This is a genomic window from Mesotoga infera, assembly GCF_900157305.1.
Classification (GTDB): domain Bacteria; phylum Thermotogota; class Thermotogae; order Petrotogales; family Kosmotogaceae; genus Mesotoga; species Mesotoga infera.
Window position 1 is genome coordinate 1,351,064 of record NZ_LS974202.1, and the last position, 15,319, is coordinate 1,366,382.

Genomic DNA, 15,319 nt, shown 5'->3' on the forward strand with positions numbered 1-15,319 from the left:
CCGGTGATGTAATTATGGCTGAGAAATTGTTGGAGTTGAGGAATATTTCGAAGAGATTCGGAGGCGTACTTGCCCTCGATTCAGTCGATTTCGAAATAGAGAAGGGAGAGGTCCATTGCCTGGTCGGTGAGAACGGTTCGGGAAAAAGCACTCTGATAAAGATAATCTCGGGCATTCATTCGCCCGATCCCGGCGGCGAGATATGTGTTGACGGCAGGAGAATAAGCCACCAGAAATCTTCAAATAGCGTAAGGGAAGGTATTCAGGTAATATATCAGGATCTGTCGCTCTTCCCGAATTTGACCGTGGCCGAAAATATCGCCATCTCTTCCAGAGTAGAAACTGGAAAACGCCTGATGAACTGGAAAGAGACCGAAGAAGAGGCCGTCAGAACTATGAAGAAGATCGGAGTTTCTCTCGATACTCGCAGGGAAGTCAGCCAGCTATCCATTGCAGAAAGACAAATAGTCGCTATCTGCAGGGCAATAAACGCGAACGCGCGGCTGGTGATTATGGACGAGCCGACCGCTTCTCTCAGTAAGAATGAAGTCCAGTCTCTAATTAAGGTGATCAACGAGCTTCAGAACAGAGAGATAGCCACGCTTTTCGTAAGCCACAAACTTGATGAAATAATGGCCGTGGCCCAACGAGTTACGGTTCTTCGCGACGGAAAGAAAGTCGGAGTCTTTGACGCTTCCGAGCTTACGAGGCAGAAGCTCTCATATCTCATGACGGGTAAAGAGTTCGAATACACGAAGCTTCCTCCATATTCCGGCGACGAAATCGTTCTTGAAGTGAGAAAGCTTTCCAGAACCGGCAATTACAAAGAGATCGATCTAAAGGTTCATAAGGGAGAGATAGTCTGTATTACTGGGCTGATGGGCTCGGGAAGAACCGAACTGGTGCTATCGCTCTTCGGAATGAACCCTCCCGACGAAGGAGAAATCTTCGTATGCGGGAGGAAGATCAATCCCACCGGCGCTGTGGATGCAATACGCGCGGGGATCGCGTACGTGCCCGAAGATCGACTGCAACATGGGCTTGTGATGAATCAGCCTGTGGGGAAAAACATAGTGCTTACGGTTCTCAAGAGAATTCTATCCAGAATCAGATTCATAAGCAAAGCAAAGGAAAGTATGGAAGTGAAGCGATGGATCGAAGAGCTCTCGATAAAGGTTCCGTCCGTCGATTCTCCCGTGAATACTCTTTCCGGCGGCAACCAGCAGAGAGTCGTGATCGCCAAGTGGCTTGCAATAAACCCGAAGGTTTTGATCCTCGATTCGCCGACGGTGGGAATAGATGTCGCCGCAAAAGACAGCATATATAGGATAATAAGAGAACTGGCAGCGGAAGGCATTTCAATTATCATGATAACCGATGAAGCCGAAGAAGCCATATACCATTCAAATACGACATACATAATGAGTGCGGGCAGAATAATCGGCAAATATAATTCCAGCGAGCTTACGGAGAAAGAGCTGTATGAGAAGATCAACAAGATCTAATTCAGGATTGAGAAAGATATTTGTCAAGAGCGAATTCTACCTCTTGCTTGTGATAGTCGCAGTGTCTCTGCTTTTCACCATTATGAAGCCGAGCTTTCTGACCTTCACCAATATCTACGGAATGGTGGAAAGCAATTCCTTCCTTGCAATAATGGCCGCGGGTGTACTCGTTGTGCTGATCTCCGGAGGGATTGACATTTCCTTCACCGCAATCGCCACTGTCGCACAGTATGTGATGGCTACGATTGTCATTCGTTGGGGAGGGAATATGTTCCTGGCCTTTGCGATAGGTGGCGCTGTCGGTATAGGCCTCGGTTTAGTCAACGCTCTGCTCATATACTTTCTGAGGACTCCGTCGATAATCGTGACGATTGCAACCATGAACCTGTTCTACGGTCTTCTCATATTCATTAGCGGCGGAACCTGGATCTATGGCTTTCCCATGTGGTTCATGGAGAGAAATCTTGTGAGATTTGGTGACAATCCCGGAATAACCATTCCGATTCTTGTTCTGGTGCTCTCTTTCATTCTCACATGGCTGATACTGAAGTACACCGCTTTAGGCAGAAACATCTACGCGGTGGGTGGCAACCAGGAAGCGGCGCGAAGAGTAGGTATAAGCGTTCTGAAGACGCAGCTTTTCGTTTACTGTTACATGGGCTTTCTAGCGGGGATAGCTTCTACGGTACAGGCGAATATGATGCTCACCGTGGCTCCCAATGCGCTTATGGGAAGGGAGCTCGAAGTTCTGGCCGCGGTGGTGCTCGGAGGCGCGAGTTTGGCCGGAGGTACTGGGAGCATCCTCGGGACGATTCTGGGATTCGGTCTAATAATCATCGTTCAGAACGGGTTGACGTTGTTAGGAATCTCTTCTTACTGGCACAAGGTCTTCGTTGGGGCCATAATTGTCATCAGCGTGGGAATAACGGCTTACCAGAGGAAACTGCGCGAGAGAAAAGGGGCGATAATCAATGTCGAAGAGTGACAATAAGAGAGGAATACTCTCGAAGAATTCCGAGATTCTCTCCCTGGGAGTGATTCTTGCGGTTCTCATCCTGCTGTTTTCACTCGCTCTCCCCGGCAAGTTCCTCAGACCCAGCAACCTTCAGTCTATGGCCTTCCAGCTTCCCGAACTGGGAGTGCTTGCCTTCGCGATGATGATAACGATGCTTACGGGCGGGATAAACCTATCCATAATAAGCTCGGCGAATCTCTCGGGAATAATCATGGCGATGATTCTGACTAGGAATGTGACTCCCAACATGGGAGGCGGTGACCTTGGCTGGATAATATTTCTGGCGATTCTCGCCGGAATGTCCATTTCGCTAGCGGTGGGTCTTGTGAACGGAATGATAATAGCGTATATAGGGATCTCTCCAATTCTTGCGACACTCGGTACGATGACGCTTCTAGAAGGAATAAGCCTCGTAATAACAAGGGGGTACGTGATTTCGGGCCTTCCCAGGAGCCTTCTGGTAATCGGCAACGGTACATTTCTGGGAGTTCCCGTCCCTCTGTTCATTCTGATAGCGGTCGCGATAGCGGTGGCGATATTGCTGAACAAGACGCGTCTGGGTCTATCCACTTACATGATTGGTTCGAACATCAAGGCGACCGGTTTCTCGGGTATAAACACGAACAAAGTGACTATTCTCGTATATATGATATCCGGTCTTCTTGCGGGTATCGCATCGCTTATAATGATAGCCAGATTCAACTCTGCAAAGGCCGGCTACGGTTCCTCTTATCTTCTGGTCACTGTGCTCGTTTCTGTCCTCGGGGGGATCAATCCGAACGGAGGCTTCGGCAAGGTTTCCGGCGTCTTTATCGGTCTCATCTTACTGCAGGTTATCTCAAGTGGATTGAACCTCCTCGGAATCAGTCAGTTCCTGACACTTGCATTGTGGGGAGCTTTGCTTCTCGGAGTCGAAACCCTGAGACTTGCAAAGAGAAGAGTCAGATGAGCGAGGTATGCTGGAGATGATTAGATGGCTTTAAAGAAGGAAGACAGAAGGCAGAACATCCTTAGCATTCTTGCCGAGAGAGAATCGGTCAACACTCAGGAACTCGCAAAACTCCTGGATATTTCTCTGATTACGCTCAGGAGGGACTTGAGGGATCTGCAGAAATCGGGTCTTGTGATCAACGGGTATGGAGTAGTAAGGGCGGTCAATCAGGAAACCGATCCCAGCAGCTTCTTCCTGAAAAGGCTCAGGGTAGAGAGAGAATCAAAGGAGATAATTGCCTCGAAAGCCATAGAATATGTTGAAGAAAACGATGTCCTCTTCATTGATGAAAGCACCACCTGCTATGTTTTTGCGTTGAGATTATCGAGAAAGTTCAAGAAACTGCACATAATAACCAATGGTATCAACATCCTGCTCGCCCTGTCTAAAGTACAGGGGTTTTCGGTTGAATCGAGCGGCGGAAGCCTCCAGTACGGATTCGATTCGCTTATTGGACCTAGAGCCGAAAGTCTCGTGAGCTCGATATACGCGAACAAGTTCTTCTTTTCGGCGGCCTCGTTCAGAAGCGATATAGGTACCTTCGAACTCAGCCCCTTTTCCGCCAGCATAAAGAGAAAGATGCTTCTGAATTCGAGCGAGAGAATACTTCTGATAGACAGCAGCAAATTCGATGTTATTGCCCCCTTCAAGATGGCCGAAGTTGGAGAAATAAACAGAATCATCACTGAAGAGAAAGATTTCATACCTTCACTTCATAGTTGAAGAATCTTCTATCGGAATGGTAAATAGGGACCCCCTTTTAACAAGCAAATAAACGCGACTCTTGCACGAAGTTACCTCAGTTATCCCTTCATTTCGGGATGGCTCCTCAGATCAACAACTGACTGGATGATGAAAAGGCCGAGCATAATGACACCCCACATCAAAGAGGTCTTCCACGGCATCGCCACAAATCCATAGTTCATCGCGCAATAGAGACCCAGGTAGGGTACTACCCACTTCAAGTTCTGCTTCATATTTTCGCGAAAATGAGTCCCCATTTTCGCGGTCTTTCCTCCTTCCCGTCATGCCGGACTCACTTGACGTCATTCTGAGCTTGACTCAGAATCACGGTTTTCTAAGGGGTGGATCCCAGGTCGGAGCCCGGGATGACAGTCTCTTCCCGTCATGCCGGACACCGATCCGGCATCTCCGCTCCTTCGAAAGAGTAAGAACGAGATCCCGTATAGGAGTCCTGAATTTGATCATATCAGGACAGGCTCCACGGGATGACAGGATGGGGACACCACGGAATGACCCTGAATAGGAGCATTTCAGGGCAGGCTCTCCCCTCACGTCATCCTGGCGTGCTCCCAGCCAGGATCCCGGTCTTCGCGAAAAACGGGACAGACGTCAGGAGCCCGTCAGTCCCCATTTTCGCGGTCTTTCCTCCCCTCACGTCATGCCGGATTCACTTGACGTCATTCTGAGCTTGACTCAGAATCACGGTTTTCTAAGGAGTGGATCCCGGGTCGGAGCCCGGGATGACAGGATGGGAGTGCCGAAGAGCGAGATCCCGTATAGGTTCATTACGGGATGACAGGATGGGGGAGCATTTCAGGGCAGGCTCCACGGGGGCGCTGCGGTATGACAGTCTCTTCCCGTCATGCCGGACTCACTTGACGTCATTCTGAGCTTGACTCAGAATCACGGTTTTCTAAGGAGTGGATCCCGGGTCGGAGCCCGGGATGACAGTATAGGTTCACTACGGGATGACGGCGCAGGGCACTGTTCACACTCCGGGGCTGGACGCTGGACGGCTCTTACGACCGCCGCGAGAAGCCCAGTCTTTCGAGGCCGGTTTTTATGTATTGGCTACCCATGGTCAGTTCCCAGATCATTCCGCTTCTGTAGTTTTCGATCATGAGCAGCGTTATTCCCTTGTCTATGCCGATGACCCTGTCAGAGACCCAGTTTCTGTCGAGGTTGTAGGCATCCAGAAATCCGTACTCGCTCCAGAGTTCCGGCACGTTTTCGAAGTAGTGTTTCACCGTCTCTTCGACTATCCCGGGGACGAAGACGATCGAGCCGAGCGCTCCGCAGGGCGGCACGGTTCCGTCGGTTCTGTGCGCGGTGTTGGATTTGGCCGAAGGCGGCGCTCCGAAATCCCCCCTGTAACCGTCCGGAGAGTCGCAGGCGGTGAGTCCCCACGATCTTTCGTGCAGGGTTCTGTAGTTTTTTTCCTCGCCTGAGCAGTACTTCCAGTTGGCCAGAGAGGCCCTTACGGAGTTTTCGAACCAGTCGATGCCGTCCCTGTCGCGTATTTTTCGGAAATCTATCCAGGCGTGGCTGAACTGGTAGGTGAAGAGCGAGCCTGTGTATGTGTGGATCAATTCCAGATCTTCGTAGGTTCCCCTGTCTCTGGCGAAGGAGTAGTAGAGCGATGGGTCCGTCGGGTAAGTCGGAGAGGCGGCGCCCAGCACGTACATGATTATCTGCTCGGCGTAGCGGTCCCACCCTCCCCAGAAGCCGCGTTCGTAGTTGTAGCCCATATAGAAGCAGTTTCTCTCTCCGTTCACGTACCAGGGGAAGTTCACGCGCCCGTATATGGTCCGGAAAAGCTCCGACGTCTCTCCGCCGAAATATTCGGCCGCGACGAGACCGCCCATGAGAAAGATCGCGGTGTCGATCACCGAGACTTCCGATCTGTAGGCCCTCCTGCCTTCGATCATATCTATGAAATGCACGAAGAAGCCTTCTTTCGATTCAACGTTGTTCAGGAAGCTTTTCAGTGTCTTTACAGCTCTCTCTTCGCCGCTCTTTCTGGTTATCCAGCCCCTTTCGACACCGGCCGGCAGGGCCGAGAGGCCGAAGCCCACCGAGGCGATGCTCGCCACGCTCCTGTCTTTCGTGTTGTCCCTTATCAGGCCGTAACCCCTGTCGGAAAGGGAGACCTCCTTCCAGAAAAAGTCGAACGACGATCTCTCTTCGAGATCCAGTATCTCTTCAAACTTCACCTTCGCTCCACCTCGAAACCAAGCCTGTCGAGCCCGTCGATTATGTATTCGCTCTCCATAAGTATATTCCAGACCAGATCGTTTCTGTAATTGGAGATCATGAGCAGCGTTATCCCCTTGTCTATGCCTATATAATCGGAGGCGAACCAGTCGAGGTCGAGGTTGAACGAGTCCTTCAGGCCGTACCTGCCCACCAGCTCCGGCAGTTCGTAATAGGCTTCGAGGGCCTCGATGGCCCTGTCCGGTAAAAAGACTATCGATCCCAGCGCGCCGGCCGGGGCGAGCGTGCCATCGACTCTGTGGGCGGTGTCGTTGTTTCCCGAGGGCGGCGTTCCGAGGAGTCCGTCGTATCCGCCCGGCCCGTCGCAGGCCGTGACCCCCCAGCCGATAGCGAAGCCGGCGAATCGATCGGCGTTGTCTTTGCAGTAGTTATAGCTGGCCAGAGAGGCCCTGACGGAGTTTTCGAACCAGTTGACGCCTCTTCCGTCGGTGAGATCTCTGAAATCTATCCAGGCGTGGCTGAACTGGTATGTGAAGAGCGAGCCGAACCAGGAGTGTATGAACCGCTCGCCTTTGTAAGAGCCCTGGTACCTTTTGAAAGAGTAGTAAACGACCGGATCGATCCTGTATTTCGGATTGGGGGCTCCGGCCGCCAGGACATAGAGCATGAGCTGCTCGGCGTAGAAGTCCCAGAATCCCTGAAAGCCCTTCTCCGGGTAGTAGGCCATGTAGAAGTAGTTGTTGCGGTAATCGATCATACCGTTCCAGTTGACCCTTTCGTACAGGGCCGAGGCCTTTTTGGCGACATCTCCGCCGAAGTACTCACCGGCCGTAAGGGCGCCGCAGAGGAAAATAGCCGTGTCGATCGTCGATATTTCGCAGTTCCAGGCCCTCTCGCCTTTATTGAAGTCGAGAAAGTGAAAGAAGAAGCCGTGGAAATTCTCCAGCTTCAGGAAGGTGTCCAGAGTTCTCGAGGCCCTTTCAAAGCCGTCCTCGTAACCGATCCAGCCCTCCTCGACACCGATCGGTATCGCGGTCAGCCCGAAACCCACGGCCGCGATGCTGGCTATCGACGGATTACCGGGAAACCTGTCTCGAACCAGTCCGTAGCCGGGAGAATCGTCGAGAGTGTTTGTCTGCTCCCAGAAATAAAGGAAAGAAGCTTCGTACTCCCTCTCGAGGTTCTGAGAACCCGCGGCGAAGACGCACAGTATGATTATAAGGGCGGTGAAGCAGTTTTTCAGGTTTTTCATTCGATCACTCCCCGGTTATGCCGGTTCTGTCTATGCTTTCGACGAACCAGCTCTGCGTGAAGAAATATATCATGAGCAGCGGGATCAGGGTCAGGAAGGTTCCGGCCATCACTATCGCTTCGTTGAGGTTCTTGCCCACCACCGAGTAGGGATCGGCCGGGTAGAGCCTCCTGAAAGTGACGGCGAAATTCTGGAGCTTCAGCGGCAGCGTGGCCCATTTCTCTCCGAGGTAGAGGGCCGTGAGCGTCGTTTCGTTCCAGTACCAGACGAGCGAGAAGAGAAAGGCTATTATGTACGCCGGGGTAGCCGAAGGCACGGCGATCCGGTAGAAGATCTTGAAAGTCGAGGCCCCGTCTATCTTGGCCGCCTCCTCGAGCGAGCGCGGGAGCATGTTGAAAAACTGGTAGAAGATCAGCACGAATATGGCGCTCCTGATCCCCTGCGTGAAGGTCGCCGGGAGTATGAAGGCCCAGATCGTCTCGAGGAGTTTAAGATCGCGGAACATAAGGAACTGGGGGATCATGGTAACCTGCGGGGGGATTATGAAGGTCGCCAGTAACGCCGCGAGCATTATCTTCTTTCCGGGAAAGCGGAAGCGCGAGAAGCCGTACCCGACGATCGAGGCCGAGATGGTCTGGAGGATCGAGGGCAGGACGGTCACGATGAGCGTCTTGATCAGGGTGGCCGCGAAATCCAGCACGCTGGCGGCCTCGCTGAAATTCCCGATGTAGAGCTTTGTCGGCAGCCATCTCACCAACGGGTTGACGAGATCCTCGGTGTCCATGAAGCTGTAGGATATTATGTATATCACCGGATATATGAAGACGAAGCCGATCAGCAGCAGGGTGAAATAGACCGAGGCCATGCCGGCCGCCGTCTTCACCTTCCTGTTCAGTCGTGGAACGTTCAAGACCTCTCGCCCCCTTTCTTTCTGTATATCACGTTGATCAGAACAAATAACCCGATGATCGCGAGCATAACCAGAAAGTAGATCCACGAAAGGGCCGAGGCGTAACCCAGCCCCCTTTCAGGTCTGTACATGTCCGTCTGTATCTTCTGGATCACGGCGTTCGTGGAGAAGGTGGAGACTGTCACTATCGTATATACGATGTTTATGAATGTTATAGGGATGAGAGAGGGGATCGTCAGCTTCCAGAGGATCTGCCAGCCCGATGCACCGTCGATCCTGGCCGCTTCGTACATGGACCTGTCGATCTTCTGGAGCGAGGCCAGGTAGATGAGGATCTGCACGCCCGAGAACCAGAGGATCACGATGAAAGAGCCTACGGCGAAGGCCAGCAGTCTGGCGATCGACGGCGGCAGGGTAGTCTGGAGGTTTACGAGAAAATCGAGTTTCGTGAGTCCCTCGAAGGTCATCGCGCCTTTGTCGGCCAGTTCGGCCAGGACCGGACCGCTGGAGATAATCACGGGGAGGAAGAAGATCGTCCTGAAGAGGCCCTGTCCCCTGATTTTCAGATTCAGCAGAAGCGCCACGGCCATGGAGAAGGAGATGATGACCGGTATATAGACGGCCATCTGAAGGGCGTAGTCGATCAACATTCCCGAAAACGTCACATCGGTCAGGAAGGCGTCCTTGTAATTTTTGAGTTCCACGAAGAAGGTGCGGATCCCGCCGGCCGTAACCCTGACTTCGTTGAGGCTCAGCCAGAAAGTCCTCACCAGCGGTACGAGCGTGAAGATCAGAAAACCTATGAGCCAGGGCGATATGAAGGCCAACCCCTGGAGCGCCTCTCTGGTCCTTATTTTCATTCTCATCTGTTCACCTCGACAACGTAGGAGAGAGGCTCTATCTCGAGATCTCCCGCTCTCGCCGGGTTTTCATTGTAGTTCAGCGTTATGGACGTTCCGTTGTCGTAGGTGTTTCTGAAGAGACCGGCAGCCACCTCGACGCGTTCGACGAGCCGCGAGTTGAGGGTATTTTCGAGGGCCTTCGATACGAAGTCGTAGGCGAACTCGATCTTCTCCCTCCAGTTTTCGTACTCTGTGGAGAAGAGGTCGGACGAGGCGGTCTCCACGAGTTTCATCGAACTCTCCGAAGTTATGTAAAAACTGGGGAAGAGCCCGTAATCGACGGCCCTGAGCAGTTCGCGCCTGAAATCGGACGTGAGGTTTACCGGACCGGTGAAGAGCCAGAAGGACTCCCTCAACACCGCCGGCAGAAGCGGGACGACGCTGTCTTCTATGAGGTAACCCGAATTCGAGACGGGGATGTCGGATATGTGTGAGGCCCGGGAGATCATGTAAAGGTTGGGGTTGTACAGTATCGGCCCGTCGAAGAGCGAGACCGTCTCCAGAAGGGCCTCCACGTTCTCAGTTCTGTTACTGTCCCTGGTAGAGAAGGCCAGTTCGGCGAGGTGGGCGAGGGCGAATTTTTCGATCCCGAGTTTCGAGAAGCTCTCGAGTTCTTCGAGTGCGAAAGAGACGGTCTCCCGCGGATCGATGATGAATCTCGGACCTTCGATCATTATCTGTTCCGATCTGTTCTGCGCGTAGCGGGCCCTCGATACGCCCCCCGATCCTTCATGAGCCGTCAGATAGTCCACGTAGAAATAGAATTCGCTCAGCCTTGAGATGTCCTCTATCGCTTTCCTCTCCAGGGGCAGGTGATCGGGCGAGGAGGTGGAGAGCCCCCCGGAGGTGTAGCCCCTCAAAACGACTACCGTCCGTTGAGAGTATTTGCCGACTTCGGCCAGTATTCGCTCCAGCTCACTCTGCGGAGTCATTATATGGACCTTTCTGCCGAAGGTGGTTTTTTCGCTTTCCGCTACCAGGAACTCCAGCTTCAGCGGGACGACCGGCTCGAGCCGCCGCGAGGGGATCAGTCCCCTAAGCAGGAAATCCTCCCTCGCTTTTGCGGCTATCCCCGACGGGGACGAGTTCGAGCCGTCGAGGAAGTAGAATCTCAACGCCGGAGATACGGGATTTCTCTGCGCCTGAGGTATGCTGACGCCCTCGCCCTTTTTGTTCAGGAGCTTTCTGTACATCTGCCTGTATATGAATCTTGTGGTTATCCAGTTGAAAGGGGTGACTATGCCTGATTTGTAGGCCTGTACCTCGGCGTAGAGATCGCCGCCCGTTATCACTCCGAGTAAGGCAGCCTCGCCCGTCGTTACCGCGTAGAAGGGCAGGGTTATTCTCTCTGGATCGGCCACAGTATCCAGGCTTAAGGTCGTCGGGATGTCGACGAAGCCTTTGTCCAGTCCATACACCCTCGCGACGAAGGGCGAATTTGCGATCGTCTTTTTCGAGAGGTCGAGCTCGGCGCCAATGCCGTCGGGGATGAGGAAGCTTCCGGGCACCGTTCCTTTCGATGCGCCCATGAAGGGGTACAGGTAGAGGGAGGTCAATTTGATCGCGCCCTCTTCGACACCCGTGACCGATATATCCAGAAAATCGACCCCGAGGGTATATTTGACCTCGATGACGGCCCCGACATCGGGGAAGGCGATGGCCACGCTGAAGTGATCGGAAGAGACGTCTACAAAGCTGGTTTCGCCGTCCCTGGCCGAGTTAAGCCGTCTGACGGTGTTCCTGCCGTCTATGTGTTCGAGCGTTACGCCCGAGCTGAAGAAGGCCTGCCAGACGTTGTTGATCGATCTGTCGGCCTCCTCCAGAACCGAATGCCAGGTTTTGCCGTTCCTCAGATCGACGAGCTTTATTCCGGCCGATTTTCTGTCGAAGTACAGCTCGAGATTGTCGTTCGCGAGAACCTTTTCGAAGGCCGGCCTCTCGAAGGTGTAAGGCCTCTGGACGAAAACCGCCGGGGGCGTTCCCGACGATTGGCCGGGTTTGTAGCCGAGCAGAAGTCCCAGAAGGACAGTCGCCAGCACCAGAAGCGCTATCTTTATCGCGTAACCGACCACGGCCCTGTTAACCCGCATGGAAGATCAGCTCCTGGACGATCGAGACGAAGAAATCGATCTCCTCGCGCAGAAGTATGAGCACGAGGAAGATAAGCAGCGCGAGAAGAAGCATCGCGAAGAGCGTCAGCAGAACGTTTTTCACCGTCTCGCCGAAGGTGAAGTTGTGAACCTGGGAAATCACGATCAGGAGCATAACGAGCGACCAGACGTTCAGGGCCTGCATCGAAAAGGTGTATATGAAGGCCTCGTTGAGCGTCAACAGGTTGGTCACGAGCGCCAGAGGCAGGGAGAAGAGCAGGATAGGCAGGAAGGCTTCGATCGTGCCTATGTATATGTGTTTGAAAGTTCCCTCGCCCTCGGAGATCTCGCTCACCAGAAAGTTTCCAACTATCCAGAGAAAGAGCAGCCTGTAAGTGTCGTAGAAGAGCGCCAGAAAATCGATGTTGCGTGCCCTGAAACCCACAAAGAGTGGCGATGCCAGATAGAGGATCAATACGTTCTGAACGTACATCCATATGTAAAGCAACGTCGCGGTAGAGAAGGAGACCGCCCCGTTTCTCTTCATCTCGTAAACGGCGTCGAAGGGGTTCTTCAGGAATTTCAGTGAAGCCTTCAACTCCCTCAACAGTCTGAACTTCATCTCTCCGCCTGCCCTGGCGCGCGGCTTTATCTTCCCCTGTCGCTTGAGGACCGAACGGACGAGATCGAAAACGGCCAGCGCCACCAGCGCCACGAAGAGAAGGCCGACGACCTTCTGGAGCCAGTCGTTCCTGAGATGCCAGAAGGCCTCCGAATAGCCCCGCATATCCTGCGCCAGCGAGAAATAGTCGAAGGCCTGCCCGTAGTTGTCCCTCTTGAACTCTATGTTGCCCAGTACTTTGTAAGTCAGGAGAAAACCGCTGTTCAGCTTCTGTATTTCCCGCCAGATAGCCTCTCCCTCCAGATACATCCCCTGGTTGTAATAACTTACACCTTTCAGCACCAGGCTGCCGAAGGCCGTGGGCGAGAAAACAGTGATCGTTCCGTCCTCTTTGTCTAGAACGTATATCCTGCCGTCCTCGGCCACGTCGATCGCCACGGGAGACCTGAGCAGTCCCCTCCTGTTTTCGTAGTAGCTCTGGCCGCCGAAAAGAAAGAGTAGATTCCCGTACGAGTCGTAGATGAAGATCAGGCCGTTCGAGCTCAGGGCGTACACGTTCCCGAACGCGTCTATGTCTAGATCGATGAAATCGGAGCTGGAGAAGTCTAGCTCGCCGTATATGTTCGTGCCGGCTACGTTGAACCTCTTTATTGCTTTGTCCGTGAGGCCGGTGGTAACCGTCCAGACAAGGCCGGAGTCGTCCACCACCAGATTGCCCGGCGAGGGCGGCTTTATGCGAAGAAGCTGCTCTTTTTGAGTCTGTGTGAAGAGTAACCTCTGGAGGATCATCCTCAGCGTTACGTCGGGTTCGTTCGCCCCGAAGAAACTGACGAACTTTCCGTCCCTGTTGAAAACGACCAGTCCGTTCGTGACTCCCTGGCTGAGAACATAGACGTTCCCGCGCCTGTCCGCCGCCACCTTCAGCGGGATGAAGTCGTTGCTCTTGCCGTAAAGCGGCGAGTCGGGTCTGGTCAGCACGCCGGTTTGTACTCCCCGTCCGTCGTATTTGTAAACCTTTCTGGCCCAGGAGTCTGCGATGTAGATCGTCCCGGACTCATCCACGTAGATCCCCTGCGGGTTCAGCACCTCCCATTCGGCCAGGTAGCTAACTTCTTTGCCGTCCAGCACGGCTATCCGGGAGTTGCCGGAATCGGCCACGTACAGCTTACCGTCCCTGACGAAGAGGTCCTCCGGAGAGAGGAACTCCCCGTACAGCACTTCGGTCGGCTCGAAGGCCTCCTGAGATTTAACCAGGAACCGGCCGATCCCGACGGTGTACGTGTTATAGGAGACATTTCCGCAGAGCGCCGCCGCGGCCATAAGGAAGACGAGAGTGATCAGCCTCTTCATCGCGGGCCTCACTTTATACCGGAATGGGCCATGGTGTTCATCACCTTGCTCTGGGTGAATATGAAGATGACGAGGCTGGGCAGGAACATTATGAGACCGGCCGCCGCCGCTACTCCCTGTCCGGCCACCGCGCTGGTGGAGCTGGTTAGCGTTGACATATAATAGGCGAAGTTCTTCAGGCTCTCCTGGTTTATGTAGAAATTGGAGGCCTCCACGGAGCTCCAGGCCGTCTGGAAGGAGAGTATGGCGATCGTCGCGATCGCGGGTTTGGTGAGGGGCAGTATGATCTTGACGTATATGAACCAGTCGTTGGCGCCGTCGAGTTTCGCCGCCTCTATGAGCGAGTCGGGTATCTGATCTATGAACTGCTTCACCAGGAAGAGGCCGACGGGCATGGCGAGGTTGGGAAGTATGTGAACCAGAAAGTTGTCCACCAGCCCGGTCCTGGCTATTATTATGTAGCGCGGTATCATTACGGCGATCGGCACGAACATGAGCGCCAGCGTGTTGATTTCAAAAAGCAGTTTCTTGAGTCTGAACTGCTTCTTGGACAACACGTAACCGGCCGCCGTTCCCACCAGGATAGTCGCCAGGACCGTGAGGAGAGAGATCAGCAGACTGTTGAAGAGGTATCTGCTAACCGGTATGCCCGACTGGGTGACCGCGTTGAAAAGCGCCTTGAAGTTGTCCCAGGTGGGGTTCCTCACGAAGATTCTCGGCGGGAAGGCGAAGAGTTCGTTCGGCGGCTTGAAGGCGTTCATGAAGATGAAGATTATCGGCAGCGACATGAAGACGGCCAGGGGTATGAGGATCGCGTAAAACTTTATCTGGCTCCTGTGAAACCTCTGCGGGTTTATCTTCGTACCCTGAAAGGCCATCTTTTCACTCCCTTTCTCCGAAGATCGACCATACGAACTTCGAAGAGATCCATATCATGAGCAGAAGCATGACCGATATCGAGGCGGCGTAGCCCATCTCGTATCTTAAAAAGCCATAGTCTTCTATATGGTTTACTATGAGCTGACCGGCGTACTGGGGCGTCGGGTTGGAACCGGAAAGCAGAACGCCTATGTAACCGGCCTGGAAGGTCGAGACGACCGACATCACCGCCCCGAAAAGCATCTGGGGCTTCATGAGCGGTACGGTTATGTAGAAGATCTCCTGCCAGCGTTTTGAGATTCCATCGACGTAACCGGCCTCGTAAAGCTCCGGGTCGGTGTTGAGCACGCCGGCGAGCATGGCGAGAAAGCCGACGCCCATACTGCTCCAGAGGGTCACTATTATCATCGTGATCATGAGGTACTGCGGCGACTGGAGCCACTGCACCGGCTGGTTTATGAGACCGAGGTTCATCAGGAGGCTGTTCAGGTAACCGGACTTGTCGCCGCTGAAGATCGTCAGCCAGATCACCTGCATGGCCACTCCCACCGTCATCGAAGGCGAGTATATGATCAGCGCCAGAATCGTTCTGGGTGCCCTGGGGATCTGTGCCAGCATCCAGGCGAGGAAGAAGGAGAGGGCGTAACCCAGCGGTCCGACTATGAGGGCGAACTTGATGGTGTTGGGAAGAACGTACTGCATGAAAACATCGTCGTACGTGAAGAGGGAGATATAGTTCTTCAGTCCCACGAAATCGGGAAACTGGATCGTGTTGAAATTGGTGAAGGAGAGAAGCACCGCCATTATTATCGGTACGATTATGAATATGGTGAAGACCACCGCAT

At 53.5% G+C, this 15,319-nt stretch carries 13 protein-coding genes; 4 read left to right on the forward strand and 9 right to left on the reverse strand.

The window, feature by feature from the left end:
- Positions 1-14 precede the first annotated feature (14 nt).
- Genes MESINF_RS06050 through MESINF_RS06065 form a run of 4 tightly spaced genes read left to right on the forward strand, consistent with a single transcriptional unit; the run spans position 15 to position 4,234 of the window.
- Entirely contained in the window at positions 15-1,505 is a 1,491-nt protein-coding gene (locus MESINF_RS06050; protein ID WP_169698987.1) for a sugar ABC transporter ATP-binding protein, read from the forward strand.
- A complete protein-coding gene (locus MESINF_RS06055) occupies positions 1,483-2,490 on the forward strand; it encodes an ABC transporter permease (RefSeq protein WP_169698988.1) in 1,008 nt (335 codons plus the stop codon). The genes MESINF_RS06050 and MESINF_RS06055 overlap by 23 nt, the downstream gene beginning before the upstream one ends.
- A complete protein-coding gene (locus MESINF_RS06060; protein ID WP_169698989.1) occupies positions 2,477-3,469 on the forward strand; it encodes an ABC transporter permease in 993 nt (330 codons plus the stop codon). The genes MESINF_RS06055 and MESINF_RS06060 overlap by 14 nt, the downstream gene beginning before the upstream one ends.
- A 24-nt stretch (positions 3,470-3,493) precedes the next feature.
- Positions 3,494-4,234 carry a DeoR/GlpR family DNA-binding transcription regulator gene (locus MESINF_RS06065; protein WP_169698990.1) on the forward strand — a complete coding sequence of 247 codons (741 nt, stop codon included), beginning with the start codon at positions 3,494-3,496 and terminating at the stop codon, positions 4,232-4,234.
- 80 nt (positions 4,235-4,314) lie between these two features.
- Here MESINF_RS06065 and MESINF_RS06070 read toward each other — a convergent pair whose 3' ends face one another.
- The 9 genes from MESINF_RS06070 to MESINF_RS06110 form a co-directional block, all read right to left on the reverse strand.
- Positions 4,315-4,512: a hypothetical protein gene (locus MESINF_RS06070; RefSeq protein WP_169698991.1), complete on the reverse strand. Its 198-nt coding sequence runs from the start codon at positions 4,510-4,512 to the stop codon at positions 4,315-4,317.
- Positions 4,513-5,274: 762 nt separating this feature from the next.
- A complete protein-coding gene (locus tag MESINF_RS06075) occupies positions 5,275-6,468 on the reverse strand; it encodes a glucoamylase family protein (RefSeq protein ID WP_169698992.1) in 1,194 nt (397 codons plus the stop codon).
- Positions 6,465-7,721: a glucoamylase family protein gene (locus MESINF_RS06080; protein ID WP_169698993.1), complete on the reverse strand. Its 1,257-nt coding sequence runs from the start codon at positions 7,719-7,721 to the stop codon at positions 6,465-6,467. The genes MESINF_RS06075 and MESINF_RS06080 overlap by 4 nt, the downstream gene beginning before the upstream one ends.
- A 4-nt stretch (positions 7,722-7,725) precedes the next feature.
- A complete protein-coding gene (locus MESINF_RS06085) occupies positions 7,726-8,631 on the reverse strand; it encodes a carbohydrate ABC transporter permease (protein WP_169698994.1) in 906 nt (301 codons plus the stop codon).
- Positions 8,628-9,497, reverse strand: a complete 870-nt coding sequence (locus MESINF_RS06090; RefSeq protein WP_169698995.1) for a carbohydrate ABC transporter permease — start codon at positions 9,495-9,497, stop codon at positions 8,628-8,630. Before MESINF_RS06090 ends, MESINF_RS06085 begins: the two co-directional genes overlap by 4 nt.
- Complete coding sequence (locus tag MESINF_RS06095; protein WP_169698996.1) at positions 9,494-11,623, reverse strand: DUF5696 domain-containing protein; 2,130 nt, start codon at positions 11,621-11,623, stop codon at positions 9,494-9,496. The genes MESINF_RS06090 and MESINF_RS06095 overlap by 4 nt, the downstream gene beginning before the upstream one ends.
- Positions 11,613-13,595, reverse strand: coding sequence for an NHL repeat-containing protein (locus MESINF_RS06100; protein ID WP_169698997.1), 1,983 nt, complete (start codon positions 13,593-13,595; stop codon positions 11,613-11,615). The genes MESINF_RS06095 and MESINF_RS06100 overlap by 11 nt, the downstream gene beginning before the upstream one ends.
- An 8-nt stretch (positions 13,596-13,603) precedes the next feature.
- Positions 13,604-14,473, reverse strand: a complete 870-nt coding sequence (locus MESINF_RS06105) for a carbohydrate ABC transporter permease (RefSeq protein ID WP_169698998.1) — start codon at positions 14,471-14,473, stop codon at positions 13,604-13,606.
- Positions 14,474-14,477: 4 nt separating this feature from the next.
- A complete protein-coding gene (locus MESINF_RS06110; protein WP_408631269.1) occupies positions 14,478-15,278 on the reverse strand; it encodes a carbohydrate ABC transporter permease in 801 nt (266 codons plus the stop codon).
- Between the last annotated feature and the right edge of the window lie 41 nt (positions 15,279-15,319).

Coding starts and splice junctions, on each gene's coding strand:
- MESINF_RS06065 (WP_169698990.1), top strand. CDS start 3,494: ATGGCTTTAAAGAAGGAAGACAGAAGGCAGAACATCCTTAGCATTCTT.
- MESINF_RS06080 (WP_169698993.1), bottom strand. CDS start 7,721: ATGAAAAACCTGAAAAACTGCTTCACCGCCCTTATAATCATACTGTGC.
- MESINF_RS06060 (WP_169698989.1), top strand. CDS start 2,477: ATGTCGAAGAGTGACAATAAGAGAGGAATACTCTCGAAGAATTCCGAG.
- MESINF_RS06100 (WP_169698997.1), bottom strand. CDS start 13,595: ATGAAGAGGCTGATCACTCTCGTCTTCCTTATGGCCGCGGCGGCGCTC.
- MESINF_RS06095 (WP_169698996.1), bottom strand. CDS start 11,623: ATGCGGGTTAACAGGGCCGTGGTCGGTTACGCGATAAAGATAGCGCTT.
- MESINF_RS06050 (WP_169698987.1), top strand. CDS start 15: ATGGCTGAGAAATTGTTGGAGTTGAGGAATATTTCGAAGAGATTCGGA.
- MESINF_RS06070 (WP_169698991.1), bottom strand. CDS start 4,512: ATGGGGACTCATTTTCGCGAAAATATGAAGCAGAACTTGAAGTGGGTA.
- MESINF_RS06110 (WP_408631269.1), bottom strand. CDS start 15,278: ATGGCGGTGCTTCTCTCCTTCACCAATTTCAACACGATCCAGTTTCCC.
- MESINF_RS06055 (WP_169698988.1), top strand. CDS start 1,483: ATGAGAAGATCAACAAGATCTAATTCAGGATTGAGAAAGATATTTGTC.
- MESINF_RS06105 (WP_169698998.1), bottom strand. CDS start 14,473: ATGGCCTTTCAGGGTACGAAGATAAACCCGCAGAGGTTTCACAGGAGC.
- MESINF_RS06090 (WP_169698995.1), bottom strand. CDS start 9,497: ATGAGAATGAAAATAAGGACCAGAGAGGCGCTCCAGGGGTTGGCCTTC.